28 protein-coding genes are annotated in these 24,411 nt (G+C 71.4%); 8 read left to right on the forward strand and 20 right to left on the reverse strand.

Annotated elements, in window-relative coordinates:
- Positions 1-7: 7 nt before the first annotated feature.
- The 14 genes from ACFYZZ_RS01940 to ACFYZZ_RS02005 all read right to left on the reverse strand — a co-directional run bounded on the left by ACFYZZ_RS01940 (position 8) and on the right by ACFYZZ_RS02005 (position 14,262).
- Entirely contained in the window at positions 8-886 is an 879-nt protein-coding gene (locus ACFYZZ_RS01940) for an ABC transporter permease (protein WP_389170227.1), read from the reverse strand.
- Complete coding sequence (locus tag ACFYZZ_RS01945) at positions 873-1,658, reverse strand: ABC transporter ATP-binding protein (RefSeq protein WP_389170230.1); 786 nt, start codon at positions 1,656-1,658, stop codon at positions 873-875. Before ACFYZZ_RS01945 ends, ACFYZZ_RS01940 begins: the two co-directional genes overlap by 14 nt.
- Positions 1,659-1,694: 36 nt before the next feature.
- The gene (locus ACFYZZ_RS01950) at positions 1,695-2,795 is read right to left on the reverse strand and encodes an aliphatic sulfonate ABC transporter substrate-binding protein (protein WP_389170233.1); all 1,101 of its coding nucleotides are present in this window, start codon (positions 2,793-2,795) and stop codon (positions 1,695-1,697) included.
- Positions 2,796-3,017: 222 nt separating this feature from the next.
- The gene (locus tag ACFYZZ_RS01955; protein ID WP_389170236.1) at positions 3,018-4,352 is read right to left on the reverse strand and encodes a sulfate adenylyltransferase subunit 1; all 1,335 of its coding nucleotides are present in this window, start codon (positions 4,350-4,352) and stop codon (positions 3,018-3,020) included.
- 2 nt (positions 4,353-4,354) lie between these two features.
- Positions 4,355-5,290, reverse strand: a complete 936-nt coding sequence (cysD, locus tag ACFYZZ_RS01960; RefSeq protein ID WP_389170237.1) for a sulfate adenylyltransferase subunit CysD — start codon at positions 5,288-5,290, stop codon at positions 4,355-4,357.
- Complete coding sequence (cysC, locus tag ACFYZZ_RS01965; protein WP_389170240.1) at positions 5,287-5,922, reverse strand: adenylyl-sulfate kinase; 636 nt, start codon at positions 5,920-5,922, stop codon at positions 5,287-5,289. Before cysC ends, cysD begins: the two co-directional genes overlap by 4 nt.
- The gene (locus ACFYZZ_RS01970) at positions 5,919-6,629 is read right to left on the reverse strand and encodes a phosphoadenylyl-sulfate reductase (RefSeq protein ID WP_389170243.1); all 711 of its coding nucleotides are present in this window, start codon (positions 6,627-6,629) and stop codon (positions 5,919-5,921) included. Before ACFYZZ_RS01970 ends, cysC begins: the two co-directional genes overlap by 4 nt.
- Positions 6,626-6,808, reverse strand: coding sequence for a hypothetical protein (locus tag ACFYZZ_RS01975; RefSeq protein ID WP_386575551.1), 183 nt, complete (start codon positions 6,806-6,808; stop codon positions 6,626-6,628). The genes ACFYZZ_RS01970 and ACFYZZ_RS01975 overlap by 4 nt, the downstream gene beginning before the upstream one ends.
- Positions 6,805-8,502: a nitrite/sulfite reductase gene (locus ACFYZZ_RS01980; protein WP_386575550.1), complete on the reverse strand. Its 1,698-nt coding sequence runs from the start codon at positions 8,500-8,502 to the stop codon at positions 6,805-6,807. Before ACFYZZ_RS01980 ends, ACFYZZ_RS01975 begins: the two co-directional genes overlap by 4 nt.
- A gap of 125 nt (positions 8,503-8,627) precedes the next feature.
- Positions 8,628-8,711: a putative leader peptide gene (locus tag ACFYZZ_RS01985; protein ID WP_309486338.1), complete on the reverse strand. Its 84-nt coding sequence runs from the start codon at positions 8,709-8,711 to the stop codon at positions 8,628-8,630.
- Positions 8,712-8,889: 178 nt separating this feature from the next.
- Positions 8,890-9,453, reverse strand: a complete 564-nt coding sequence (locus ACFYZZ_RS01990; RefSeq protein ID WP_389170246.1) for a GNAT family N-acetyltransferase — start codon at positions 9,451-9,453, stop codon at positions 8,890-8,892.
- Between the two features lie 56 nt (positions 9,454-9,509).
- Positions 9,510-10,850 (reverse strand): hypothetical protein, encoded by a 1,341-nt coding sequence (locus ACFYZZ_RS01995; RefSeq protein WP_389170249.1) that lies wholly within the window; start codon positions 10,848-10,850, stop codon positions 9,510-9,512.
- Between the two features lie 188 nt (positions 10,851-11,038).
- Complete coding sequence (locus ACFYZZ_RS02000) at positions 11,039-12,304, reverse strand: GAF domain-containing protein (RefSeq protein ID WP_389171961.1); 1,266 nt, start codon at positions 12,302-12,304, stop codon at positions 11,039-11,041.
- A gap of 320 nt (positions 12,305-12,624) precedes the next feature.
- Positions 12,625-14,262 (reverse strand): acyl-CoA dehydrogenase family protein, encoded by a 1,638-nt coding sequence (locus ACFYZZ_RS02005; RefSeq protein WP_389170252.1) that lies wholly within the window; start codon positions 14,260-14,262, stop codon positions 12,625-12,627.
- A 130-nt stretch (positions 14,263-14,392) separates the two neighbouring features.
- On the opposite strand from ACFYZZ_RS02005, the gene ACFYZZ_RS02010 reads away from it, so the two are divergent.
- Positions 14,393-15,577: a YihY/virulence factor BrkB family protein gene (locus tag ACFYZZ_RS02010; protein WP_389170253.1), complete on the forward strand. Its 1,185-nt coding sequence runs from the start codon at positions 14,393-14,395 to the stop codon at positions 15,575-15,577.
- 281 nt (positions 15,578-15,858) lie between these two features.
- Here the strand turns inward: ACFYZZ_RS02010 and ACFYZZ_RS02015 are convergent, their stop codons facing one another.
- Positions 15,859-16,704, reverse strand: a complete 846-nt coding sequence (locus ACFYZZ_RS02015) for an NmrA family NAD(P)-binding protein (protein ID WP_389170255.1) — start codon at positions 16,702-16,704, stop codon at positions 15,859-15,861.
- A gap of 81 nt (positions 16,705-16,785) precedes the next feature.
- Here ACFYZZ_RS02015 and ACFYZZ_RS02020 point away from each other — a divergent pair, with 81 nt between their 5' ends.
- Both ACFYZZ_RS02020 and ACFYZZ_RS02025 read left to right on the forward strand, forming a co-directional pair.
- Entirely contained in the window at positions 16,786-17,721 is a 936-nt protein-coding gene (locus tag ACFYZZ_RS02020; RefSeq protein WP_389170258.1) for an AraC family transcriptional regulator, read from the forward strand.
- 10 nt (positions 17,722-17,731) lie between these two features.
- Positions 17,732-18,427, forward strand: coding sequence for a helix-turn-helix domain-containing protein (locus tag ACFYZZ_RS02025; RefSeq protein WP_389170260.1), 696 nt, complete (start codon positions 17,732-17,734; stop codon positions 18,425-18,427).
- Here ACFYZZ_RS02025 and ACFYZZ_RS02030 read toward each other — a convergent pair.
- Entirely contained in the window at positions 18,413-18,811 is a 399-nt protein-coding gene (locus ACFYZZ_RS02030; protein WP_389170263.1) for a VOC family protein, read from the reverse strand. The genes ACFYZZ_RS02025 and ACFYZZ_RS02030 overlap by 15 nt on opposite strands.
- Positions 18,812-18,996: 185 nt before the next feature.
- On the opposite strand from ACFYZZ_RS02030, the gene ACFYZZ_RS02035 reads away from it, so the two are divergent.
- Both ACFYZZ_RS02035 and ACFYZZ_RS02040 read left to right on the forward strand, forming a co-directional pair.
- Positions 18,997-19,812 carry a hypothetical protein gene (locus tag ACFYZZ_RS02035; protein ID WP_389170266.1) on the forward strand — a complete coding sequence of 272 codons (816 nt, stop codon included), beginning with the start codon at positions 18,997-18,999 and terminating at the stop codon, positions 19,810-19,812.
- Positions 19,809-19,994 (forward strand): hypothetical protein, encoded by a 186-nt coding sequence (locus ACFYZZ_RS02040; RefSeq protein ID WP_389170269.1) that lies wholly within the window; start codon positions 19,809-19,811, stop codon positions 19,992-19,994. Before ACFYZZ_RS02035 ends, ACFYZZ_RS02040 begins: the two co-directional genes overlap by 4 nt.
- Before the next feature lie 6 nt (positions 19,995-20,000).
- Here the strand turns inward: ACFYZZ_RS02040 and ACFYZZ_RS02045 are convergent, their stop codons facing one another.
- Both ACFYZZ_RS02045 and ACFYZZ_RS02050 read right to left on the reverse strand, forming a co-directional pair.
- Positions 20,001-20,570 (reverse strand): hypothetical protein, encoded by a 570-nt coding sequence (locus ACFYZZ_RS02045; protein ID WP_389170271.1) that lies wholly within the window; start codon positions 20,568-20,570, stop codon positions 20,001-20,003.
- Positions 20,571-20,612: 42 nt separating this feature from the next.
- A complete protein-coding gene (locus ACFYZZ_RS02050) occupies positions 20,613-21,245 on the reverse strand; it encodes a VOC family protein (RefSeq protein WP_389170274.1) in 633 nt (210 codons plus the stop codon).
- A 286-nt stretch (positions 21,246-21,531) separates the two neighbouring features.
- Between ACFYZZ_RS02050 and ACFYZZ_RS02055 the strand changes: the two genes are divergently transcribed.
- Complete coding sequence (locus ACFYZZ_RS02055; protein WP_389170277.1) at positions 21,532-22,395, forward strand: oxaloacetate decarboxylase; 864 nt, start codon at positions 21,532-21,534, stop codon at positions 22,393-22,395.
- Complete coding sequence (locus tag ACFYZZ_RS02060) at positions 22,392-22,655, forward strand: hypothetical protein (RefSeq protein ID WP_389170280.1); 264 nt, start codon at positions 22,392-22,394, stop codon at positions 22,653-22,655. Before ACFYZZ_RS02055 ends, ACFYZZ_RS02060 begins: the two co-directional genes overlap by 4 nt.
- 114 nt (positions 22,656-22,769) lie before the next feature.
- Here the strand turns inward: ACFYZZ_RS02060 and ACFYZZ_RS02065 are convergent, their stop codons facing one another.
- A complete protein-coding gene (locus tag ACFYZZ_RS02065; protein ID WP_389170281.1) occupies positions 22,770-23,618 on the reverse strand; it encodes an SDR family oxidoreductase in 849 nt (282 codons plus the stop codon).
- Between the two features lie 110 nt (positions 23,619-23,728).
- Between ACFYZZ_RS02065 and ACFYZZ_RS02070 the strand changes: the two genes are divergently transcribed.
- Positions 23,729-24,190 carry a MarR family winged helix-turn-helix transcriptional regulator gene (locus ACFYZZ_RS02070; protein WP_389170283.1) on the forward strand — a complete coding sequence of 154 codons (462 nt, stop codon included), beginning with the start codon at positions 23,729-23,731 and terminating at the stop codon, positions 24,188-24,190.
- On the opposite strand, the gene ACFYZZ_RS02075 is transcribed toward ACFYZZ_RS02070, so the two are convergent.
- Complete coding sequence (locus ACFYZZ_RS02075) at positions 24,187-24,393, reverse strand: hypothetical protein (RefSeq protein ID WP_389170286.1); 207 nt, start codon at positions 24,391-24,393, stop codon at positions 24,187-24,189. The genes ACFYZZ_RS02070 and ACFYZZ_RS02075 overlap by 4 nt on opposite strands.
- Positions 24,394-24,411: the final 18 nt, after the last annotated feature.

Below are 24,411 nucleotides of genomic sequence, written 5' to 3' on the forward strand. Positions count from 1 at the left end.
CTGTGCCTCAGCCCCTCACCAGCAGGCCGCGGCTGCGCAGCACCCACCGCTCCAGCGGGCTGAAGAGCAGCAGGTCGATGGCGATGCCGACGAACAGGATGAGCAGGATGGCCTCGAAGACCATGGCCATGTCGCTGACGGTGCGCGCGTTCTCCAGCAGCTGGCCGAGGCCCACACCGAGGTCGGGGAAGGACGCGATGATCTCCGCGGCCATCAGGGAGCGCCACGAGAACGCCCAGCCCTGCTTCAGGCCCGCCACATAGCCGGGCAGCGCGGCCGGCAGTGTGACGTGCCAGATGCCCTTGACGCCCGTCGCGCCCATCGTGCGGCCCGCCCGCAGGAACAGCGGCGGCACCTGGTCGACGCCGGACACCAGACCGTTGGCGATGGACGGGACCGCGCCGAGCAGGATCACCGCGTACATCATCGAGTTGTTCAGGCCCAGCCAGATCACGGCCGGCGGCACCCACGCCACCGACGGCAGCGACTGGAGGCCGGACAGGATCGGGCCGATGGCCGCGCGCACGAACTTCACCCGGGCCACCAGCAGGCCCAGCGGGGTGCCGATGAGCAGCGCGAAGGCGAAGCCCAGCAGACCGCGCGAGACACTGGTCCAGATGTAGCCGAGCAGTTCGCCCTTCAGCCAGGAGTCCCGGAACGCGCTCCCCACGGCGCCCGGCGAGGGCAGCTTCGTCGGGTTGTCGACGATCGGGTACAGGAGATACCAGGCGACGAGGACCACGGCGACCGCGATGATCGGCGGCAGGATCTTGTCGACGAAGGTCTTGCGGAACGGCGGGCGGCCGGTGGCCGTGGTCTCCAGCGCGTCGAGGCCCGCCTCGACGCTCCCGGCGTCCTGAGCCGCTGTCGTCTCAGTGCTGGCCATGGCGGCGGATCTCCCCACGCAGTACATCGGTGATCTCAAGGGACAGTTCGGCCACGGGCGCGTCCTCGATGCGCCGCGGCTGCGGGATGTCCACGCTCCACTCGCGCGCGATCCGGCCCGGTCGGGAGGACAGCAGGATCACCCGCTGCGCGAGCCGCACCGCCTCGCGCACGTTGTGCGTGACGAACAGGACGGAGAGGCCGGTCTCCGCCCAGATCCGGGTCAGCTCGTCGTGCAGCACGTCCCGGGTGATGGCGTCGAGGGCCGCGAACGGCTCGTCCATCAGCAGCAGGTTGCTCTCCTGCGCCAGCGCGCGCGCCATCGCCACGCGCTGCCGCATACCGCCCGACAGCTCGTGCACGCGCTTGCCGTACGCGCCCCTGAGCCGGACCAGTTCGAGCAGCTCCTCGGCCTTGCCGCGCCGCTCGGGCCTGGGAACCCCCCTGAGCTTCAGGGCGAGTTCTATGTTCTTGCCCGCGGTCAGCCACGGGAACAGGGCGTGCTCCTGGAACATCAGGGCCGGACGCCCGTCCGTCGTGATGGAGCCCGCGGTGGGCCGGTCGAGCCCCGCCACCAGGTTCAGCAGCGTGGACTTGCCGCAGCCCGAGGCCCCCAGGAGGGTGACGAACTCGCCCGGAGCCACATCGATGCTGATGTCGTCCAGGACGAGCTGCTGCCCGCCCGGTGTCGCGAAGGACTTCGAGACATGCTCAAGGCGTGCCGCGTACTCGACCGACTCGGCGGCCTTGGCGAGAGTCGTGGTCGTGGCCATGGTCGTCACCTCCTGGGAACTCGTCGGGTACCTGCGTCAGCTGCCGAGACCGGCGTCGCCGACCGTGCTCTCGCCCTCGCCCTTGAGGACCTTGTTGAGGATCGTGAGGTCGTAGATGCCCTTCAGATCGGGCTTCTCCAGCAGACCGGCCTTGACCGCGTGCTCCGCCTCGGTGTCGAGCGTGGCGGCCAGCGGGTCGTCGGTGATCTGGATCGACTTCCACGCCGGGTCCAGGACGTCGGCGGGCAGCTCCTTGCCGGAGTCGGTCCCGAGCTGCTTGTTCGCCGCGGCCTTCGCCTCGTCCGGGTTGGCGTTGATCCACTTGTTGGCCTCGACCGAGGCCTTCAGGACCGCCTCGACGGCCTTCGGGTGCTCCTTCAAGAAGGCCTGCCGCACGATGATGTTCGTGATCACGAACTTCTTGTCGGGCCACAGCGACGCCTCGTCGAGCAGCACCTTGCCGCCCTCGGCGACCAGCTTGGACGCGGTCGGCTCCGGCACCCAGGCGCCGTCGATCGAACCGGCCTTGTAGGCGTCCGGGGTGATCTTGTTGTCCGTGCGGACGACCGTGACGTCACCCTTGCCGCTCTGTGCGTCGACCTTCCAGCCCTGCTCCGCGGCCCAGTTGAGGAACGCCACGTCCTGCGTGTTGCCCAGCTGCGGGGTGGCGATCTTCTTGCCCTTGACGTCCTTGAGGGACTTGATCTTCTTCGGGTTGACGACCAGCTTCACCCCGCCCGACGCCGAACCGCCGATGATCTTCAGGTTGCTGCCGCCGGACTTGGTGTAACCGTTGATCGCGGGCGAGGGACCGATCCAACCGATGTCGATGGAGCCCGAGTTGAGCGCCTCGATCTCGGACGGACCGGCGTTGAAGATCGCCGGCGTGACCTTGGTGGCTCCCAGTTCCTTCTGGAAGTAGCCCTTCTGGAAGCCGACAAGCGCGGTGGCGTGCGTCAGGTTCCCGAAGTAACCGATCCTGACGGAGTCCAGCCCGTCGGTCTTCTTGGCCCCGGCGGCGACCTTGGCCGTGTCGTCCTTGTCGGCCTGGGAACCGTAGCTGCAGGCGGCGAGCGTGAGGAGGGGGAGCGCGGCTATGACCGCGAAGGTACGGCGAAGAGCGGATGTAGCAGGCACGGGAGGTGTTCCTCTCGGAGGCCCGGCGGTCACGGTCTCTCAGGTCGTGGCCGGGAGGTCGGCAGGTCTTCGTCTACGGCGGTGGGGGGTGAGGGCGCGCGAGCGGTGCGCGTACGTCAGCGCACACATCGCGCCACTCCGCCCTGCCCGCTGCCGAGAGCACCGCTGCCGACGCGGCCGCCCTCCTTCGCGAACGTGGAGTAGTAGTCGGTGGAGTTCATGTCAGAAGTCCCACCCGTCGGCCTCGGCCTCGTCCTTGACCGGCTCCGGGGAGGCGAATGACTCGCCGACCATGCCCGCGGTGAGCGTGGTGCCGTCGTTCGGGTCGATCAGGATGAACGAGCCCGTGCGACGCGAATCGGCGTACGAGTCCACCGGCAGCGGCTCCGCGGTGCGGATCTTCACGCGGCCGATGTCGTTGGCGACGAGCCGTCCCGGGTGCGGGTGCAGGGACAGGTCGTCGAGCGTGAGGCGGGACGGGATGTCCTTGACGATGGCCTTGACCGTGCGGGTGCCGTGCTTGAGCAGCACCCGGTGCCCGACGGTCAGCGGCTGGTCGGCGACGTGGCAGACGGTCGCCTCCACGTCCTGCGTGGTGGCCGGCGCGTCCTTGGTCGGCACGATCAGGTCGCCGCGCGAGACGTCGACGTCGTCGGTCAGCAGCACGGTCACCGACTGCGTCGTCCACGCCGCGTCGACCAGCTCGCCGAGCAGGTCGATGCCGGAGATCGTCGTCGTACGGCCGGAGGGCAGGATCGTGACCGGGTCGCCGACGCGGAAGGTGCCGGCCGCGATCTGGCCCGCGTAGCCCCGGTAGTCCGGGTGCTCGGCGGTCTGCGGACGGATCACGTACTGCACGGGCAGCCGGGCGTGGCAGTGCGCCAGGTCATGGCTGACCGGGACGGTCTCCAGGTGTTCCAGGACGGTCGGGCCGCCGTACCAGTCCATGGTGGCGGACGGCTCCACCACGTTGTCGCCGGCGAGCGCCGAGATCGGGATCGCGGTGATCTCCGGGACGCCCAGCTCGGTCGCGTACGCCGTGAACTCCTCGGCGATCGCGGCGAACACGGACTCCTGGTAGCCGACCAGGTCCATCTTGTTGACGGCGAGGACCACGTGCGGCACGCGCAGCAGCGCGGCGATCGCCGCGTGCCGGCGGGTCTGCTCGACCACGCCGTTGCGGGCGTCGACCAGGACCACCGTCAGCTCGGCCGTGGAGGCGCCGGTGACCATGTTGCGGGTGTACTGCACATGGCCGGGCGTGTCGGCGAGGATGAACCGGCGCCGGGGCGTGGCGAAGTAGCGGTAGGCCACGTCGATGGTGATGCCCTGCTCGCGCTCGGCGCGCAGGCCGTCGGTGAGCAGCGCGAGGTCCGGGCCGTCCTGGCCGCGGCTCGCGGACGCGCGCTCCACGGCCTCCAGCTGGTCGGTGAGGACCGACTTGGAGTCGTGCAGCAGCCGTCCGACCAGCGTGGACTTGCCGTCGTCGACGGAGCCGGCGGTGGCGAACCGCAGCAGGGTGGTGGCCGGGAGCGCCTCGGTCGTGGTCGTGCTCATGCTTAGAAGTACCCCTCGCGCTTGCGGTCTTCCATCGCGGCCTCGGAGAGCTTGTCGTCGGCGCGGGTGGCGCCGCGCTCGGTGAGCCGGGAGGCGGCGATCTCGGCGATGACGGCGTCCAGCGTGGTCGCGTCGGAGTCGACGGCGCCCGTGCAGGACATGTCACCGACGGTCCGGTAGCGGACCAGACGCTTCACGACGGTCTCGGACTCCTTCGGACCGCCCCACTCGCCGGCCGTCAGCCACATGCCGGCCCGCTGGAACACCTCGCGCTCGTGCGCGAAGTAGATCTCGGGCAGCTCGATGCCCTCGCGGGCGATGTACTGCCAGACGTCCAGCTCGGTCCAGTTGCTGAGCGGGAACACGCGGACGTGCTCGCCGGGCGCGTGGCGGCCGTTGTACAGGTTCCACAGCTCGGGCCGCTGGCGCCGCGGGTCCCACTGGGAGAACTCGTCCCGCAGCGAGAAGACGCGCTCCTTGGCCCGGGCCTTCTCCTCGTCGCGGCGGCCGCCGCCGAAGACCGCGTCGAACTTCTCGCTCTGGATCCGCTCCGTCAGCGGGAGCGTCTGCAGCGGGTTGCGGGTGCCGTCGGGACGTTCCTTCAGCACACCGCGGTCGATGTAGTCCTGTACGGAGGCGACATGGAGGCGCAGCCCATGTGCGGCGACCACACGGTCCCGGTACTCCAGCACCTCGGGGAAGTTGTGTCCGGTGTCCACATGGAGCAGCGAGAAGGGGATCGCCGCCGGGGCGAACGCCTTCAGCGCGAGGTGCAGCATGACGATGGAGTCCTTGCCACCGGAGAACAGGATCACCGGGTTCTCGAACTCGCCCGCCACCTCGCGGAAGATGTGCACCGCCTCGGACTCGAGGGCGTCCAGGTGGGTGAGGGCGTACGGGCTGGCCGTACCTTCCTCGACCGTGGCGACGGTCGTCATGCCAGTCCCCTTTCGGTGAGCAGCGCGTGGACCGCGGCCGCGGACTCCTGCACGGTCTGGTGCTGCGACTCGATCCGCAGATCGGGCGTCTCGGGCTCCTCGTAGGGGTCGTCGACCCCCGTGAGCCCCGACAGCTCGCCCGCGGCCTGCTTGGCGTACAGCCCCTTCACGTCCCGTACCGAGCACACCTCGACCGGGGTCGCCACATGGATCTCCAGGTACGACGTCCCGTTCTCCGCGTGGCGCTCGCGCACCGCCTGGCGGCTGTCCGCGTAGGGGGCGATCACCGGGACGAGCGCCTTGACGCCGTTGCGGGCCAGCAGCTCGGCGACGAAGCCGATGCGCTGCACGTTGGTGTGCCGGTCCTCGCGGCTGAAGCCGAGGCCCGCCGAGATGAACTCGCGGATCTCGTCCCCGTCGAGCACCTCGACGCGGTGGCCGTCGGCACGCAGCCGGCCGGCCAGCTCGTACGCGATGGTGGTCTTGCCGGCGCTCGGCAGACCCGTGAGCCAGACGGTGGCTCCGGTGGTCACGTGGTTCTCCTGGGTCGCAGTGGTCGCTTCGGGAACAGCAGGAACAGCAGGAACAGTCGGAACTGTGGGAGAGGTGTGGGTTGCTGTGGGCGCCGTCATCCGTGCAGCCCGCACTCGGTCTTGGCCCGGCCCGCCCAGCGGCCGGCCCGCGCGTCCTCGCCCTCCAGGACCCTGCGGGTGCACGGGGCGCAGCCGACGGAGGTGTAGCCGTCCATCAGCAGCGGGTTGGTCAGCACGCCGTGCTCGGTGACGTAGGCGTCCACGTCGTCCTGGGTCCAGCGGGCGATCGGGGAGATCTTGACCTTCTGCCGCTTCTCGTCCCAGCCGACCACCGGGGTGTTCGCCCGGGTCGGGGACTCGTCGCGGCGCAGGCCCGTCGCCCATGCCGCGTAGCCCTTGAGGCCCTCCTCCAGCGGCCGGACCTTGCGCAACGCACAGCACAGGTCGGGATCGCGGTCGTGCAGCTTCGGGCCGTACTCCGCGTCCTGCTCGGCGACCGTCTGCCGCGGTGTGAGGGTGATGACGTTGACGTCCATCACGGCGTCGACCGCGTCCCGGGTGCCGATGGTCTCCGGGAAGTGGTAGCCGGTGTCGAGGAAGACGACGTCGACGCCCTTCAGCACGCGGGAGGCCAGATGGGCGACCACCGCGTCCTCCATGGAGGAGGTGACGCAGAACCGCTTGCCGAAGGTGTCCACCGCCCACTGGAGGATCTCCAGCGCGGAGGCGTCCTCCAGGTCGCGGCCCGCCTGCTCGGCGAGCTGCTTCAACTCCTCGGTCGTACGCTGTTCCTGAGCCGTCGTCATGTCCGGTCGTCCCCTCCGTTGTCGGCTCGCTGAAGACCCCGGGTGAGCAGCCCGAGGAACTTCAGCTGGAATGCGCGGTTGCACGCCCCGCACTCCCAGGCGCCATGGCCCTGCTCACCGGGACGCAGGTCCTCGTCACCGCAGTAGGGGCAGTAGAAAGGTGCGGCCCGCTCGCTCACGACAGTGCCTCCTCGGACGCCCGCGCCGCCCAGGTGGCGAACCGCTCGCCGTCCTCGCGCTCCGCCTGGTAGCGCTTCAGGACGCGCTCGACGTAGTCGGGCAGCTCCTGCGAAGTGACCTTCAGACCGCGGACCTTGCGGCCGAAGCCCGCCTCCAGGCCCAGCGCGCCGCCGAGGTGCACCTGGAAGCCCTCGACCTGCTCACCGTTGTCGTCGAGGACCAGCTGGCCCTTGAGACCGATGTCCGCCACCTGGATACGGGCGCAGGCGTTCGGGCAGCCGTTGATGTTGATCGTGATCGGCTCGTCGAACTCCGGAAGGCGGCGCTCCAGTTCGTCGATCAGCGAGATGCCGCGCGCCTTGGTCTCCACGATGGCGAGCTTGCAGAACTCGATGCCGGTGCAGGCCATGGTGCCGCGCCGGAACGGGGACGGGCTGACGCTGAGATCCAGCGCCTCGAGACCGGCCACCAGGGACTCGACCTGCGCCTCCTCGACGTCCAGCACGATCATCTTCTGCTCGACGGTGGTACGCACCCGGCCCGAGCCGTGCGCCTCGGCGACATCGGCGATCTTCGCCAGCGTCGTACCGTCGACGCGTCCGACGCGCGGGGCGAAACCGACGTAGAACCGCCCGTCCTGCTGCCGGTGCACACCGACGTGGTCGCGCCAGCGCTCCACGGGCTGCGCGGGCGCCGGACCGTCGACCAGCTTGCGCTGCAGGTACTCGTCCTCCAGCACCTGCCGGAACTTCTCCGCACCCCAGTCGGCGACGAGGAACTTCAGCCGCGCGCGCGTGCGCAGCCTGCGGTATCCGTAGTCACGGAAGATCGAGATGACACCCTCGTAGACGTCCGGGACCTCGTCCAGGGGCACCCAGGCGCCGAGCCGCACGCCGATCTTCGGGTTGGTGGACAGGCCGCCGCCGACCCACAGGTCGAAGCCGGGGCCGTGCTCGGGGTGGACGACTCCGACGAACGCGACGTCGTTGATCTCGTGCGCCACGTCCAGCAGCGGCGAGCCGGAGACCGCGGACTTGAACTTGCGGGGCAGGTTCGAGAACGCCTTGTTGCCGACGATCCGGCGGTTGATCTCCTCGACCGCCGGGGAGCCGTCGATGATCTCGTCCGCGGCGATGCCGGCGACCGGCGAGCCGAGGATCACGCGGGGCGTGTCACCGCAGGCCTCGGTGGTGGACAGCCCGACGGCCTCCAGGCGCTCCCAGATCTCCGGGACGTCCTCGATCCGGATCCAGTGGAACTGCACGTTCTGCCGGTCGGTGAGGTCCGCGGTGCCCCGCGCGAACTCCTGCGAGATCTCTCCGATCACCCGCAGCTGCTGCGTCGACAGCCGCCCGCCGTCGATCCGCACCCGCAGCATGAAGTACTCGTCGTCCAGCTCCTCCGGCTCCAGGATCGCGGTCTTGCCGCCGTCGATCCCGGGCCGACGCTGGGTGTAAAGACCCCACCAGCGCATCCGCCCGCGCAGGTCGTTGGGGTCGATGGAGTCGAAGCCGCGCTTGGAGTAGATCGTCTCAATGCGTGTCCGCACATTGAGACCGTCGTCGTCCTTCTTGAACTGCTCGTTGCCGTTGAGCGGGGTGAAGTGACCCGCGGCCCACTGACCCTCGCCGCGGTGACGGCTCACCTTGCGGCCGGGCGCGGACGCGGCGGGGTTCTGCGGGTTGGCGGCCATGGTTCTACGTCCTTCGGACAGGCGGGAAGCGGTTCTGACCTGCACATATGGGCACGCGGGCAGGCGTGCGCGGCGTTGCGCAGGCAGGAATCAGGTGTACGAGGAGATCGGCGGTGCTGGGGCGGTCAGCTCGCCGGACAGATGGCGCTGGACATGCGGCCGAGGTCGACGTGCCGCCGACTCACCAAGGCAATTCCAGTTCCAGACATGACGGAAGCCTGTCACGGGGATCTCTGGGCAGTCCACTGTTATCCGTATTCTGGACATGACTGTCTCGAATGCCGGGACGCTGTGATGTGGGTCTCGTACGTACTGTCAGAACCGTCTCGTGAGCTGTGTCCGAACCGGCGACACCCGGATCCGGATCGTCACGGCGGTGGTGATCCTTTACGCCCCCGGCCAGAACCCAGGCGCAGCAACCTCCGGCTCCAGCTCCACCTTCGTGTCGAACAGCCTGAACCCTCGCCGCTGATAGTTGTCCATGGCGAACTCGCCGTCCTTGCTGCACGTGTGCAGCCACACCCGCTTGGTCGGCGTCCGCTCAGGCCACCGCTCCGCCAGATCCCACGCGCGGGCCGCCCCGTACGACAGCAGATGGCCCCCGATGCGGCGGCCGCGGAAGGCGGGGATCAGGCCGAAGAGGATGATCTCGACGACGCCGTCGTCCTGCGGGTTCAGCTCGACGTACCCGGCGGGCGTGCCGCGGTCGTAGGCCACCCAGGTCTCCGCACCGGGACGGTCCAGCTGCTCCTGCCACCGGGCGTAGTTCCAGCCGAGGCGGTCGGTCCAGCGGATGTCGCCGCCGACCGCGGTGTACAGGAAGCGGCTGAACTCGGGGGAGGGGACCTCGGCGCGGACGATGCGGACGTCGCCCTCGGGGGCGGCGGCCGGCAGCAGGTCGGCGGGCGAGGTCTGTTCCAGGGACCAGGTGGTGACAGGGACGGTGCTCATGCGGGCCAGGGAATCATCCCGCCCGGCGGTCTGTCGATCGACCGGGTCACCCCGGGTCAGTCCACCGAACGGTCGAGCACCGCCAGGGGCACCGCGAACAGCATCCGGTCCGAGACGGACCACACCTCGCCGGTCTCCTGCCAGTAGGACAGGGAGCCCGCGGACTCGGCCCAGCAGTGGTGGGAGGAGTCCGAACCGCAGTGTGCCGCCTTCGCCCCCTTCGTGTCCTGCCGCCACAGTCCGCCGTGCCCGTGCCCGTCCCCGGAGCTGGACAGCTGTCCCACATACCAGGACGGACGGGTCGACCCGGGCTGCCGGTACGACAGCACGCCCCGGATCCCGGCCGCCCGGGTCCGGTAGGCCTCGACCGCGTCCACCCGCCCGGCGGCGTCGGTGGCGAGCAGCCCGCTGCGCGCCGGGTCCGTGCTGAAGGCGTAGCGCCACAGCCGGGCGTGCCGGTCGCTGCCGGGGGCGGTCCACTCGCCGGCGACCAGGCTGTCGGGTGCGGTGCCGCGGTCCAGGGAGAGGGTCGCCGGGCAGGGCGGTCCGGCGGCGGTGCAGCGGCCGGCGAGATAGCGGTAGGAGCCGACGGCGGGCATCACGTACTCGTAGCCGTCGGCGGACCAGCCGCCGGGTACCCGGCCGATGGCGGGCGCGTCGACCGTGGTGCGCTGGATGCGGTCGAGGTCGTAGACGTAGAGCGCGTCGGCGCTGCCGGTCGTGGTGGTGACCAGGAGCTTGTCCTGGTACCAGACCATGCCGGAGACGTGGGAGGCGAGGCCTCGGTAGTCGCGGCCGCCGTCGACGGGGACCACCAGCAGCACCCAGCGGTAGACGGGGTGGTCGGGGTCGTCGGCGTCGACGAAGGCGACCCTGGCGAGGCCCCGCTCGGCGGCGGTCCCGGTGGTGGTGCTGTGGGTCCAGCCGGTGAGGACGGCCCGGTGGGTGCCCCAGACGCCGTCGTCGTCGGCGTCGCCGGAGGTGGTCACCGAGGCCGGCCGCCAGGCGGTGGTGGCGGTGTCGGCCGGGTCCCAGCAGTAGGCGCGGGTGGCGGCCGGGGTGACGGGCAGGGTCGCGTGGTCCTCGGAGGGGCAGTCGGTGCTTGTGCTCAGGGTGCGGTCGGCGCTCTGCAGGACGGTGTCCACGCCGACCGGGCGGCCCATGGACGCGGCGAGCCGGTTCAGTGTGCGGGCCGGCACCAGGTGCTCCTGCAGGCGCAGCGGGGCGGTGTCGGCCCGGGAGGCCAGGGGCTTGAGCGGGCCGGGGTTCTTGGCGACCGTGGCCTGTGAGGCGCTGATCAGCGTGGCGGCCGCGGTGAGCGCGAGCGCGGTTCCGGCGAGGAACGCGCGCACGGCTGCGCCCCGTCTGCGTCGCCGGTGTCTGCCGCGATGTCTCATCTTTCCTCCCGAGGCGGGCCAACTGCGCCTGGTGGTCCGTACGTTGACCGAGGAGCAGGTGGGGAGGCCCGTTAGGGATGCTACGGCAGCGGCGGGTGGCAGAGGGCCAAGACCCGCAAATATGCGGAAGATGCCCGCATCGAACCCAGCTGTCCCCCCACCCGGTACCCCCTCTGTCCCCCCGTCGGTCAGCCGGTGGTCCGGCGCCGCGCCACCGCCGGTGCCGTGGACTGGGGCAGCAGGTCACGGGGGTTGTCGGGCAGGAGTACCTCGATCTCCGTGCTTTCGCAGAAACGATACGGCCGGTGTCGCAGAAGATCCCCGAGATATCGGCGAATTCTGGACATTTCAGATCTGACGGTAACTGTTCGGGATGAATCACCGAACAGGTCTTCGGCCAGTCCCGCCGCGCCGCGTCCCGAGCGGTGTTCGGCGAGCAGGTAGAGCAACTCGGCGTGCCGGGGACTCAGTTCGCGGGACCACGAGCCCATCGCCCGGGCCACGGTCACCGAGCTGCGGCCCGGCCGGCTCAGGTCCAGCAGGATCCGGGTGGTGCTGGAGGGTAGCGGCTCCTCCGCGACCCGCAGCAGCCAGCCCCCGGTCAGCGGCTCCACCGCGCAGGTGCCGAGCGCGGCCAGCCACCGGTGGCCCGGCGCCAGGGACTTGGGCAGCGCCACGCGTCGCAGATACGGCATCCCGGTCACGGCCGCCGTCCAGCCGTTCCGGTCCACCACCAGGGCCCGCCCGTCCAGCCGGGCCAGCACCGGCGCCGCCACCGCGCGCAGCCGCTCCAGTGAGGTGAGGTGCAGCTCCCGCAGCCGGGCCTCGGCGAGTTTGGCCACCGAGTCCACCCAGGCGAGGGTCGCCGGATGCATGGTCTCCAGCGGGCCGCTCACGTCCACCACCCCGATGAGCCGGCCGTCCCTCGGGTCGGTGATCGGGGCACCCGTACACGTCCAGGAGGCGTGCGAGCGGACGAAGTGCTCGGCGGCGAAGACCTGTACGGGGCGCCGTACGACCGCGGGGGTGCCCAGGCCGTTGGTGCCGACGACGTCTTCCCGCCAGTCCGCGCCCAGTTCGAAGCCGAGCCCGTCGGCCTTGCGCAGCACCTGCGGGGATCCCTCCCGCCACAGGACACGTCCCTCGGCGTCGGCGACCACCATGATGTGCTGGGCGACGTCGGCGACCGAAAGCAGCCCCTCGCGCAATACCGGAAGAATATGCCGGAGCGGTGACTCCTCGCGTCTGCGCCGCACTTCGTCGGCGGGCAGCAGCCGGGATCTGAAGTCGTGGTCGGGGTCGACGCCGCTGCGCAGCATCCGCCCCCAGGACTGCTCGATCACCGGCCGGGGTGTGATCCGCACACGTTGCCCGGCGAGCGTGGCCTCGCGCAGTTCGCTCAGCACCCGCGCCGCCTGCGCCGCGTCCACGGCGGCCAGACGCGCCACGTTCATCGGCGGGTTCGCCACTGGGATCCTCCCGGAAAAGGCGTCGAACACACTTGTCAAGCCGTCCGGGCGGCGGTTTCCGGTCCGACTCCTCTCCCATACTGCCGTCCGGCCCATGCCGGAGGCACAGAGTCCGCGCACAGTCACCAACAAGTTGCAACCCCTTGCAACCCTGGTGAATGGCACGAGGCTGGCTGAGACTTGACCAGGAGCCGCCTTCGGGCGGCGTTTTGTGGCCTTCAACGGGCCCAGTAGGCGGGGGTGGTGCCGTGTCGGCGCAGCACCACCCCCGTGCCGCATTCCCGCAAAGGCGCAGGTCAGCGCGGTCAGAGCAGCGGCCGGGCCCGCTCCACCACCGAGGCCAGGTCCAGGCCCGTCGGCAGGGTGCCGAAGGCCGCGCCCCGATCGCCGCCGAGCCGGGAGGCGCAGAACGCGTCGGCGACCTCCGGCGGCGCGTGCCGCACCAGGAGTGACCCCTGGAGCACCAGTGCGAGGCGCTCGACCAGCCGCCGGGCGCGGCCCTCGATGCCGTCCAGATCGGCGAGTTCGGTGAACAGGTCCTTCACCGCCCGGTCCAGCCGGTGGTCGGCGCCGTGCGCCCTGCCGATCTCGGTGAGGCAGGCGTCCAGCGCGCCCGGCTCGCGCTGCAGCGCCCGCAGCACATCCAGCGCCTGAACGTTTCCGGCGCCCTCCCAGATGGAGTTCAGCGGCGACTCGCGCACCAGCCGGGGCAGCCCCGACTCCTCGACGTACCCGTTGCCGCCCAGGCACTCGGCGGCCTCCACCGCCACCGGCGCGCAGCGCTTGGTGATCCAGTACTTGGCGGCCGGCACCGCGAGCCGCAGGAAGGCCCGCTCCTGCTCGCCGCCGTCGTCGTAGGCGGCCGCGAGCCGGAGCGTCAGCGCGGTCGCGGCCTCGGACTCCAGCGCGAGGTCGGCCAGCACGTTGCGCATCAGCGGCTTGTCGATCAGCTTCCCGCCGAACGCCTCCCGGTAGGCGCAGTGGTGGACGGCCTGCGCCACCGCCTGCCGCATCAGGCCGGCCGAGCCGAGCGCGCAGTCCAGCCGAGTTGCGGCGACCATCTCGATGATGGTGCGCACCCCGCGCCCTTCCTCGCCGACCCGGCGCGCCCAGGTGCCGTCGAACTCGACCTCGGCGGAGGCGTTGGACCGGTTGCCCAGCTTGTCCTTGAGCCGCTGGATGAGGAAAACGTTGCGGGTGCCGTCGGCGAGGACGCGCGGGACGAGGAAGCAGGTGATCCCGTCGGGAGCCTGGGCCAGCACCAGAAAGCCGTCGGACATGGGCGCCGAGCAGAACCACTTGTGCCCGGTCAGGACGTACGTCCCTGCCTCGGCGAGCGGCCGGGCCTCGGTGGTGTTCGCCCGTACGTCGCTGCCGCCCTGCTTCTCGGTCATGCCCATGCCCAAGAGGGCGCCGGACTTCCGCTCGGCGGGCCGCAGCTCACGGTCGTAGATCGTGGACGTCAGCCGCGGCTCCCACTCGGCGGCCAGCGCGGGGTCGGTCCGCAGCGCGGGCACGGCCGCGTGGGTCATGGACAGCGGGCAGCAGTTGCCGGCCTCGACCTGGGTCCAGACGAGGAACCCGGCCGCCCTGCGCACATGTCCGGCAGGCCGCGTCCAGGCGCCGGTCAGCCCCGCCCCGACCCCCTTGCCGAGCAGCCGGTGCCAGGCCGGGTGGAACTCGACCTCGTCGACCCGGTGGCCGTACCGGTCGTGCGTGCGCAGCCGCGGCGGATGCTCGTTCGCCTGTACGCCCCACTCCTGCACCTGCGCCGAACCCGAGGCCCGGCCCAGCACGGACAGCTCGTCGCGCACCTCGTCCAGCACCTCGGGATCCGTGTGCCGCTCGACCGCCTCGACGAGGGCCCGGTCGGTGCTGAAGACGTCGTATCCCACCAGCGGAGGGGGCTGGTTCGTCACGGTATGGGTGGAGTTGCCTGCCATGATTGCGAACCTACCCGGGAGCGCGGCGATACTGGTCTCCAGAGTCGCACAGCACCGCCCGCGGCCGCGTCCGGCCGGTCACCTGCCCTGGAGGGTGAGGGCAGTCCCGTACGACGGATACCGTTAGGTCGTGCAGCCAGGAAGTGAAACCCCCGAGCGGCCCGCCGGCCGGCTCCACCGGGCCCGAGCCCTCTACCGGAACGTATCCAAGCGCAGGACCGCCTGGCTGCTGCTCAAGGACACCGTCAACTCCTGCATGGAGTACCGCATCCTGGGCCTGGCAGCCGAGGCGGCGTTCTTCACGCTGCTGTCCGTGCCGCCCCTGCTGCTGAGCCTCATCGGCCTCCTCGGCTACGTCGACGCCTGGACCGGCGCGGACACCATCAAGAGCCTGGAGAACAACCTCCTGGAGGCCTCCCGCACGGTCCTGTCCGACAAGGGCGTGAAGGAGATCTCCGAGCCGATCCTGCACGACGTGATGAAGGGCGGCCGGCCGGACGTCATCTCCATCGGCTTCCTGTTCGCCCTGTGGTCGGGCTCCCGCGCGGTGAACGTCTTCATCGACACGATCACCGTCATGTACGGCCTCGACGGCGTCCGCGGCATCGTCAAGACACGCATGATGTCCTTCCTGCTGTTCATCGTGGCGCTGCTGATCGGCTCGGTCGCGCTGCCGCTGATGGTGGCCGGGCCGGACGCGGTGGTGGGGGTCGTGCCCTGGTCGGAGACGGTCGTCCAGATCCTGTACTGGCCGGTCGTCATCGTCCTGTCCATCGTCTTCCTGACGACCCTGTACCACGTGTCCGTGCCCGTCCGCTCCCCCTGGATCGAGGACGTACCCGGCGCCCTGGTCGCCCTGGCCATGTGGGTCCTGGGCAGCTTCCTCCTGCGCATCTACCTCACCAACACCATCGAGGGCGCCACGATCTACGGCTCCCTCGCCGCCTCCGTCGCCGTCCTCCTCTGGATCGGCGTGTCGGCCTTCGCCGTGCTCGTCGGCGCCGCGGTGAACGCCGCCATCGACCGGGTCTGGCCGGCCGCCGCCACGGCCGCGGCCCGCGCCGCCAACGAGCGGCTGCGCGAGGCGGAGGTCGTCGAGTACGTCACCCGCGTCGCCGCCGCCCGCGAGGCCGACCCCGACGACCCCGACATGCCGTCCGAGTTCCCCGAACGCTGGTCCCGCTTCCTCCCCCCGGAGGACGTCACGGCCCGCCTGCGCACCCACGCGAAGAACCCCCACCACCACACCCACAAGAGCCACGAGGTGAAGGGCGCGAACGGAACGAACGACAGCGCACCGCCACACGCGGAGTGACGGGCGGACGGACGGCTCGGGGAGCACAACACACGAGTGGTCGCCGCCGCTCCGCCCCCCGCATCGGCTCTTCGGTAGGTGAGTGACCCGCCGCTCCCTCACCCCGCCGTAACGGCGCGAGCCCGACGGCCGACGTGCGTGTCCCGGCTTCCGTATCCCCGTATCCCCACATCCCCGCATCGGCCTCTCGGCCCGTGGGTGACCCGCCGCTCCCTCTCGCCGCCGCAAGGGCGCGAACTCCGACGGTGGAGGGCGGCGGTGACCGCCGGCCGGTGCCCGGGTCACGGCTTCCAGGTGCCCGCCGCCGCGGTCTCCCGTACGAAGTCGGCGAAGTCCCGCGGCTCGCGGCCCAGGACCAGGCGTACGCCGTCCGACAGATGGGCGTTGCGGCCGTCGAGGAGGCTCTCGAAGAGGCCGACCAGGAAGTCCACCTCCTCGGGCGGCACTCCGAAGCCCGCCAGCCGCTCGCCGTACTCCCGGGCCGGCACCGCCCGGTACGACAGCTGCCGCCCGGTCACCGCCGCGATCTCGGCGACCGCCTCGCCGAAGGTCAGCAGCCGTGGCCCGGACACCTCCACCACCTGCCCGACGTACCGCTCGTCCTCGGTCAGCGCCGCCACGACCACGTCCGCGATGTCCCGCGCGTCGACGAACGGCTCCCGCACCGCCCCGGCCGGGAACACCAGCTCCCCGTACTCCCGCAGCTCCGCGACCAGCGGGCCCTCGCTGAAGTTCTGCGCGAACCAGGCGGCCCGTACGACCGTCCAGTCCGCCCCCGACGCCCGCAGCGCCTCTTCCGTGGGCCGCGCCTGCTGCTCGCCCCGCGCCGACAGCAGCACCAGCCGCCGTACCCCCAGGCCGACGGCCTCGCGGGCCAGGCGCCCGACCGTCTCCGCCGCGTCCGGCGCCCCCACGTCCGACGGGTACACCAGGTAGGCCGCGTCCGCGCCGCCCAGCACCTGCTGCCACGTCGACCGGTCGTGCCAGTCGAAGCCCCGCGCCCGCGAGGCCGCCCGGACCGTCAGCCCGGCCGCCCGCGCGGCCTCGGCGACCCGGCTGCCCGTACGACCGGATGCGCCGGTCACCACCACCGTCGAACCCTGTGTCTCACCCGTGTTCTGCGTCATGTCCGCCAGTCAACTGCGGCCCCTGCCAAGGGACCATCGCCGATCGGCTCACCCGCATACGCGCGCGTCTACGCTGAGCCCATGGACGCACTCGCAGGCCTCCTGGACGGCCCCCGCGCGCACGGCGCCTTCATGATCCGCGCGTGCTTCGAGCCGCCCTGGGCGGTCCGCGTGGAGGACCGCGCCCCGCTGACGGTGATGGTCATGGCGCGCGGCGAGGCCTGGGTCGTCCCCGACGGCGGCGAGCAGGTCCGGCTGCGCCCCGGCGACCTGGCCATCGCGCGCGGCCCCGACCCGTACACCTGCGCCGACACCCCCGGCACCGCTCCGCAGGCGCTGATCCTGCCCGGCGGCGAGTGCCGCTACCCCGACGGCAGCTCCCTGAACGGCTCCATGGACCTCGGCGTGCGCACCTGGGGCGATCGCCCGGACGCCCCGACCGTGATGCTGATCGGCACCTACCTGATGCAGGGCGAGATCAGCGGCCGCCTGCTGGACGCCCTGCCCCCGCTGCTCACCCTCCCCGCCGAGGTGTGGCAGTGCCCGCTCACCCCGCTGCTCACGGAGGAGATCGTCCGCGACGAACCCGGCCAGGAGGTGGTCCTGGACCGCCTGCTCGACCTGCTGGTCATCAGCGCGCTGCGGGCCTGGTTCTCCCGCCCCGAGGCGGCCGCACCCGCCTGGTACCAGGCCCTCGGCGACCCGGTCGTCGGCCGCGCCCTGCGCCTGCTCCAGGACGACCCGGCCCACCCCTGGACGGTGTCCTCGCTCGCCGCCAAGGCCGGGGTCTCCCGCGCGGCCCTGGCCCGCCGCTTCACCGAACTGGTCGGCGAACCCCCGATGGCCTACCTCACCGCCTGGCGCCTCGCCCTGGCCGCCGACCGGCTCCGCGACACCGAGGACACCCTCGCCGCCATAGCCCGCCGGGTCGGCTACGGCAGCGCCTTCGCCCTGTCCAGCGCCTTCAAGCGGGTGTACGGGGTCAGCCCCCAGGAGCACCGCACCCGCGCGGCGTAGCCTGGCGTACGTGTACGAGGAGCGGCCGTCCCGACTGACCGGCGCGGTGGTGTGGCAGCGCACCCCGGAGCACCCGGAGAACCTGACGGGTGTCCGCCCGGTACTGCCCGACGGCTGCATGGACCTGCTGTTCGGCGAGGGCCGGCTGCTGGTCGCCGGACCCGACACCCGCCCGTACGTCCCCGAGGGCCCGCCCCGCGCCTGGGCGGGCATCCGCTTCTTCCCCGGCACCGCGCCCGCCCTGCTCGGCGTACCGGCCCACGAACTACGGGACACCCGCGTCGAGTTGACGGACCTGTGGCCTGCGGCCCGGGTACGACGACTGCGTGACCGTATCGAGGCGGCCCCCGACCCGGCGACGGGCCTGGAGGACATCGCCCTGGACCGGGCCGCCGAGGCGCCACCCCCCGACCCGCTCCTGCACCGCCTGGTGGAGTGCCTGGACGCGAGCCGCCCGGTGGCGGCGACGGCCGCCGAACTGGGCATCGGCGCCCGCCAGTTGCACCGCCGCTGCCTGACCGCCTTCGGCTACGGCCCCAAGACCCTCGCCCGCGTCCTGCGCCTGCAACGCGCCCTGGCCCTCGCCCGCTCCGGCGTCCCGTACGCCGAGACGGCGGCCCGCGCCGGATACGCTGACCAGCCCCATCTAGCCCGGGACGTACGCCAGTTGGCGGGCATGCCGCTCGGAGAGCTACTCGCCGGCTAGCGGAGCGAACAGGTCGACGCCGTTGCCGTCCGGGTCGTGCACGGTGGCGTACCGCTGCCCCCAGAAGGCGTCCCACGGCTTCAGCTCCCCGTGGTACCCGGCGCCCACCAGATCCTCGTACACGGCGTCGACCTCGGCCGGCGAGCCGCACCGGAAGGCGAGCCCGACCCGGCCCCCGCCGGCGGGCGGCCGCCACCCGGAGTGGAACGAGCGGACGGTCTCCTCGGTGTCCAGCGCGAGCACCAGCCCACCGGGCAGCTCGGCCTCGACATGCGGCTGATCCTCGGCCCCTTCGGGGAAGACCAGCCCGAGGCGACGGTAGAACGCGAGCGAGGCGGCCAGGTCGGAGGCCACCACGCCGATCACGGCGAATCGTGGAGTCATGGGTTCACCGTAGGCAGGGGCCGGGCACCCGGTCTTGAAGGAATCGGACACGGCGGAATCTGGCACGGCGGCGGATAAGCGGTTGCACCCGCCTCCCACGGCCGGAATGATCCATCCGTTCGATCGTGGGGGAGTGGCTGTTGGCGGACGTGTTCGTGTGTGATCGGTGCGGTACGGAACTGACCGTGCCCGTGTCGAGGGTGGCGCTTCCCGTGCGGGCCCGGCACCACTTCGGGCACGAGATGCTCCCCGCGCTGATGGAGTCGGGAACATACGCCGTCGACCCGGAGCCCCGGGGAGGGCCCTGGATTCCCTGGGACGAGGTGGGCGAGGAGGGAGCGGCGGCCCTGGGCGTGTTCGCTCCGGTGTACTCGCTCTTCTCCGGTCCGCCGGGCGCTGTCGTGGTCGCGCCGGGCGACGTCCGGGGCACCGGGCTGATCCCGGGCGACGGCTACTGCCTGGGCCTGGACGGCAGAGACGGCCCCAACCTGGCCTGCGAGGAGTGCGGCCGGCCCGTGGCGACCCGGCTGGACGACTGCTCGCTCTGGCAGGCGGTGTGGCTGAACCCCACCGCCGTACGCCGCGTTCCGGGCCCCGCTCCCCGGATCACCGACTGGGAGACCGTGGTGGAGGAGGGCCACAGCACGCCGCCCATCGAGCAGCCCGGGCACTGGAGCCCGCAGTGGGAGGCGGCGGCCGGTGTGGCCCTGGCCCACTTGCTGGTGGCTTCGGCCGGCGCCCGCGTGTCCCTGCCCGGCGGACTGGCCACGGACATGTTCGGGCGGGCACTCGACACCCTGCTCCCGCCCGGGCGCCCGGCTCGCACGCTGGCCCGGGTCTGCCCGCGTCGGGTGTGTCGGGTGCGGACATCGCCCTCGTGCCGGTGCACCCGCAGACCGGCGAGACATGGCAGCCGCCCGGCAGCCCGGCGACCGTACCGCTGCCCGCCGACGTGTGGCTGGGCCTGGCCTTCCCCGAGGACCTGCCCCGACTGCCGGTGACCGGCGGACTGCCCCGCGGCGTCGAGCGCGACGACCCGCTGCCGCTGCGCCCGGGCTGGACGTTCTGGCCCGACCGCGACCTGCTCCTGTACACGCTGGCCAGACTGCCCGCCGTACGCGAGCCGTGGCTGCGCAGGCTCTACCTCCACCTGCAGAACCCCACGAACTTCCGGGTGTTCTAGCCCGTCTCACTCACCGGACGACTCCGACTGCCGCAGCACGCGACGGGCCGACCGCTCCGCCCGTTCCGCACAGGACATGACGCGCGCCTGCTTCCTGGGCCACCACGTCAGTTCCACGAGGAAGAACAGGACGAACAGCCACGACACCCCCGCCTGCCGCGTCGATCCGGAGAAGGTGTCGATCAGCGCGAGAGCCACGGCCAGTGCGGCGAAGGCCAGGACCACCCAGAGGAGGCGATCGTGTTCCCGTGCTGTCCGCAGTCCGTTGCAGTAGTCGACGACGGCAGGCGCCAGCCGGGCATCGCCGATTTCCTCACCCCGTCGGGCGGCGCGCACCACTGCCACCCGATCCGCGGGATCCAGGTCCCCGGCCCCGGGCCAGACCCGGCCCATTCGTCGGGCCACCCTGACCCCGTAGAAAGGGCCGAGCACGAGAACCGCCGCGACCGCACCCACCCATGACCCCGACTCGGCCAGCACGAACGCGCCGGAGAAGACACCGGCCGAGAGCCCGGTGACCATCGCCCTGCGCACCGGACCGCCTCGCCACACCCAGCCCGGGAGGATCACCACCACAGCGTCATGCTGGCACAGGCAGGGCGTGCGGGCGCTCGGGGCTCAGCAGAAGGTGACCGGCCCGGCCGGCGTTCGAACGGTGAAAGAGATCATGAACGGCCCCTCCTCGAGCGCGAGCTGGGTGCCGAGCGCCGACAGCAGGGGCCGTACCTTGTCCGGCTCTGGAGCCGTGCCCGTCACCTCCAACAGCGGGGTGACGGGCAGTCCCGAGGCAGCAGGGTGCACCGAGCCGCCCCAGTCGATGAGGAACGGGACCAACCCGGAGGGATGCCCGCTGCCGCTGTCGGTCAGCCGCCACTCCAGCAGGGTGCCGTCCGGGGTGCGGCGGCTCATCGGGTGGATCGGCCCCGGGTCGTAACCCCGCGCTCGGGCGTCCGCGACCGCCGTCTCCAGATCGGGCGGGCTGATCGCCCAGCTCACCGTGGCCGGCCCGGCCAGCCGGTCGACCCCGAACGGCCGCAGCTCCACCGGCTCCGGCTGCTCCGGATCAGGCCCGATGATCTCCAGATAGCTCCGTTCGCCCAACCCGACCAGGTAGTTCCGCGTACCCAGCTCGACATGCACCCCGCCGGGCGCGGGCGTCACCCCGGTCCGCGACGCGAACTCGGCTACGGTCGCGGCCAGATCGGGCGTGGCGAGAACGAGATGGTCCAGCAGCGGAGGAATGGGCTTCATTCCGGGGGAGGGTACGGGAACGACACCCCTCAGTGGAACACAGCCGCCGAGGCCGATCGGGATCAGGTCTTCCTGACCCACCTGAGCGGCGGTATCGCCTGGGCGGTACGGCTCTGTGAGTGACGTTTCTGCGGTGAACCCGTTCCGCCATTGGGATGAGTAAAGCTGGCGTATGGAGAGAGTCACGTGCGTACCTAGAGATGCTCTTGTCTTGGCAAAGGGCGTCGAGATGCGGTGACCCGACCCCACTGGTCCCGCGTCACCCACCCACCGGAGGAGCCGGACCTTGACTTATGGGACAAAGCTGCGCGAGCGGATCGCCGGGCCCGGGACCACACCGCTGATCGGCGTGTACGACATGTACTCGGCCTCGATCGCGGCCAACCACTACGACGGCATGTTCGTCTCGGGCTTCGGCTTCGCGGCGTCGTACTACGGACTGCCGGACATCGGATTCATCGCGTGGCCGGACATGGTCGCGTTCGTCCAGCGGCTGCGGGGCGCGTTCCCGCACCACCACCTGCTGGTGGACATCGACGACGGGTACGTCGACCCCGAGGTCGCCTGCCATGTCGTCGAGGGACTGGAACGGATCGGTGCCTCCGGGGTGATCCTGGAGGACCAGAAGCGGCCCCGCCGGTGCGGGCACGCCGACGGCAAGCAGGTGCTGCCCCTGGAGGAGTACCTGGAGAAGCTGGACAAGGTTCTGGCCACCCGTCAGGACCTCGTGGTCGTCGCCCGCACGGACGCCACCGACGAGCAGGACATCCTGCACCGGGCCGAGCGGCTCGCCGCGACCGACGCCGACGTGGTGCTGGTCGACGGGGTGCGCAGCGTCGAGTGGATCAAGCGCATCCGCGAGGTCGTCGGGGACAAGCCGCTGCTGTTCAACCAGATCGCCGGTGGCAAGTCGCCCCGGTTGTCGCTGACCGAGCTGTCCGACCTCGGTGTCGACGTCGCGATCTACAGCACCCCCTGCCTGTTCGCGGCGCACGAGGCGATGGACTCGGCGCTCGGCGAGCTGAAGGCGGCGGACGGGCGGCTGCCGCGGGTGGACCCGGCGAGCGGGGTCGGTGTGAAGGCGTCGACCACGCTGCTGGAACGGAACATCGCCCGCGAGCGGCTGCAGCCCGAGGGCGTGGGCGTGTGACGGGTGGCGCCGGGCCCCGGCTCGGGGCGGCCACAGTGCTCGCGGCGGCGCTCCTCGCAACCGGCGCCGCGCCCGCGGTGGCGGGCGGGAGCAGTCTGATCACCGTCATCGACAACTCCCGGGCCGACTCGATCCTGGAGGTCGACCGGACGGCCAACGTGCAGACAGGAGAGGGCACCGCGGGCAGCGACCACGACGGCAGCGCGGTGGACGCCATCCAGGCCCTCCTCGGCGACTTGGAGAGGGACGACGAGGACTGAGACCGGCAAGCGCAAAGGGCCGGGCACCCCGTGCGGGGATGCTCGGCCCTTTCTGCGTCTTCTGCGCCTTTGCGTCGCAAGGCAGGCGCGACTCTGCGCACACCCCGGTATGGGTCAGGCGACCCAGCCGTTGGTGATGCCGAGGACCGCGGAGCCGTCCAGGTCGGTGAGCTTGGTGCCGACGAAGCCGCGGGCCCAGTCGGAGGTCTGGAGGCGGAAGGCGGGCTCGTCCGCGGTCAGAGCCTCGATCACCGACTCGGCGGCGCCCTCGGCGGTCTGCGCGCCGTCGAGGAACTGCGCGACCGTGCGGTTCACGTAGGCGTTCAGCTGAGGTGCGTACACCCCGGCCGTGGCTACGGCCTCTTCCAGGTCGACGCCGACGTTGGCGACGAATTCGGTGGCGACGGCGCCGGGCTCGATCACGGAGACGGACACGCCGTGCGCCGCGGCTACGGGGGCCAGGCTCTCCATGTATCCCTCGACGGCGAACTTGGCCGCGCAGTAGGCCTCGTTGAAGGGCTGTCCGATGACGCCGCCGACGCTGGTCACGGTGATCAGACGGCCACCGGAGGCGCGCAGGTGGGGCATGGCGGCCTTCGAGACGTTGAGCACGCCGAAGAAGTTGACCTCCATGACCTTGCGGACCTCGGCCACGGACTCGTTCTCCAGGGTGCCGAGGTGCCCGGCGCCCGCGTTGTTGACGACGGCGTCCAGGTGACCGTAGTCGGCGAGCACGCCGTCGATCGCGGACGTGATCGAGGCCTCGTCGGTGACGTCGAGCCGGCGGATGTCGACCTCCACGCCCGCCTCGGCGGCGGCCTTGCGCAGTGCGTCGGAGCGGCTGACGTCGCGCAGGGTGGCGACCGTCGTCCAGCCGGCCCGTGCGGCGGAGACGGCGGCGGCGAGGCCGATGCCGGAGGAGGTGCCGGTGATGAGGACGACCTTGGGGGAGTGGGAAGACATGGGGGGCCTTTCGGGGCACGGGAATCGCGGCGGAGTCGGCACATTTGAGTGCGTGTACACACAACATAATGCACTTACGTGCGTGTACACGCAACCGGTAGGCTGACGACATGCCGAAGAAGAAGCTCGCGCAGGCGGAGATGCCGGTGGCGGACCACGCCTTCTACGGGCTGGTCTGGGCCGGGACCGTCCTGACGGACCGCGTGGACCGCGCCCTGAGCAAGGCGCACGATCTTCCGGTCTCGTGGTTCGAGGTCCTGCTCTGGCTGGCCTCCAGCCCCGACCCCGTTCCGGCCTCCGTCCTGGGCAACAGCACCATGCTCAGCCGCAGCCAGGTCTCGCGCGTCGTCGACGCCCTCCAGGGCCGCGGTCTCGTCACCCGTACCCCCTCGGCCCGCGACGCCCGCTCCGTCGAGGTCTCGCTCACCCCCGAGGGCCATCGGCTCTTCGAGGCGGCCGACGCCACCCGCCGCGAGTGCCTCGCCCCCGTCTTCACGGACCTCCTGGAGGAGGGAGACCTACAGGCGCTCAGCAGGGTGTGGAAGACGCTCAAGGCCAACAAGGACGCCTAGACGTCCGGGACGTCCGGACGGCCGTTCTCGTCGAGTGCGACGTCTTCCTCGGGGCCGTGTTCGCCGCCGCCGGGCGCGGTGACGGTGGTGCGGTGCTGTGCGGGGGCGAGGGTGCGGCCGGCGGCCTGGGCGGTGCCGTAGACGGTGACCAGGATGACGGCGGCCGCGGCGAGGGCTGCTGCGGTGCGCGTGGTGGGATCCATGCCCGGTAAACAACCCTG

Origin of the sequence: Streptomyces sp. NPDC001816, assembly GCF_042892235.1 — a bacterium.
Lineage (GTDB): Bacteria > Actinomycetota > Actinomycetes > Streptomycetales > Streptomycetaceae > Streptomyces.

Coding starts and splice junctions, on each gene's coding strand:
- ACFYZZ_RS02015 (WP_389170255.1), bottom strand. CDS start 16,704: ATGACGCAGAACACGGGTGAGACACAGGGTTCGACGGTGGTGGTGACC.
- ACFYZZ_RS02065 (WP_389170281.1), bottom strand. CDS start 23,618: ATGTCTTCCCACTCCCCCAAGGTCGTCCTCATCACCGGCACCTCCTCC.
- ACFYZZ_RS02070 (WP_389170283.1), top strand. CDS start 23,729: ATGCCGAAGAAGAAGCTCGCGCAGGCGGAGATGCCGGTGGCGGACCAC.
- ACFYZZ_RS01945 (WP_389170230.1), bottom strand. CDS start 1,658: ATGGCCACGACCACGACTCTCGCCAAGGCCGCCGAGTCGGTCGAGTAC.
- ACFYZZ_RS02030 (WP_389170263.1), bottom strand. CDS start 18,811: ATGACTCCACGATTCGCCGTGATCGGCGTGGTGGCCTCCGACCTGGCC.
- ACFYZZ_RS01985 (WP_309486338.1), bottom strand. CDS start 8,711: ATGTCTGGAACTGGAATTGCCTTGGTGAGTCGGCGGCACGTCGACCTC.
- ACFYZZ_RS01980 (WP_386575550.1), bottom strand. CDS start 8,502: ATGGCCGCCAACCCGCAGAACCCCGCCGCGTCCGCGCCCGGCCGCAAG.
- ACFYZZ_RS01970 (WP_389170243.1), bottom strand. CDS start 6,629: ATGACGACGGCTCAGGAACAGCGTACGACCGAGGAGTTGAAGCAGCTC.
- cysD (WP_389170237.1), bottom strand. CDS start 5,290: ATGACGACCGTCGCCACGGTCGAGGAAGGTACGGCCAGCCCGTACGCC.
- cysC (WP_389170240.1), bottom strand. CDS start 5,922: ATGACGGCGCCCACAGCAACCCACACCTCTCCCACAGTTCCGACTGTT.
- ACFYZZ_RS02020 (WP_389170258.1), top strand. CDS start 16,786: ATGGACGCACTCGCAGGCCTCCTGGACGGCCCCCGCGCGCACGGCGCC.
- ACFYZZ_RS01955 (WP_389170236.1), bottom strand. CDS start 4,352: ATGAGCACGACCACGACCGAGGCGCTCCCGGCCACCACCCTGCTGCGG.
- ACFYZZ_RS02075 (WP_389170286.1), bottom strand. CDS start 24,393: ATGGATCCCACCACGCGCACCGCAGCAGCCCTCGCCGCGGCCGCCGTC.
- ACFYZZ_RS01995 (WP_389170249.1), bottom strand. CDS start 10,850: ATGAGACATCGCGGCAGACACCGGCGACGCAGACGGGGCGCAGCCGTG.
- ACFYZZ_RS01940 (WP_389170227.1), bottom strand. CDS start 886: ATGGCCAGCACTGAGACGACAGCGGCTCAGGACGCCGGGAGCGTCGAG.
- ACFYZZ_RS02005 (WP_389170252.1), bottom strand. CDS start 14,262: ATGGCAGGCAACTCCACCCATACCGTGACGAACCAGCCCCCTCCGCTG.
- ACFYZZ_RS01990 (WP_389170246.1), bottom strand. CDS start 9,453: ATGAGCACCGTCCCTGTCACCACCTGGTCCCTGGAACAGACCTCGCCC.
- ACFYZZ_RS02050 (WP_389170274.1), bottom strand. CDS start 21,245: ATGAAGCCCATTCCTCCGCTGCTGGACCATCTCGTTCTCGCCACGCCC.
- ACFYZZ_RS02000 (WP_389171961.1), bottom strand. CDS start 12,304: ATGAACGTGGCGCGTCTGGCCGCCGTGGACGCGGCGCAGGCGGCGCGG.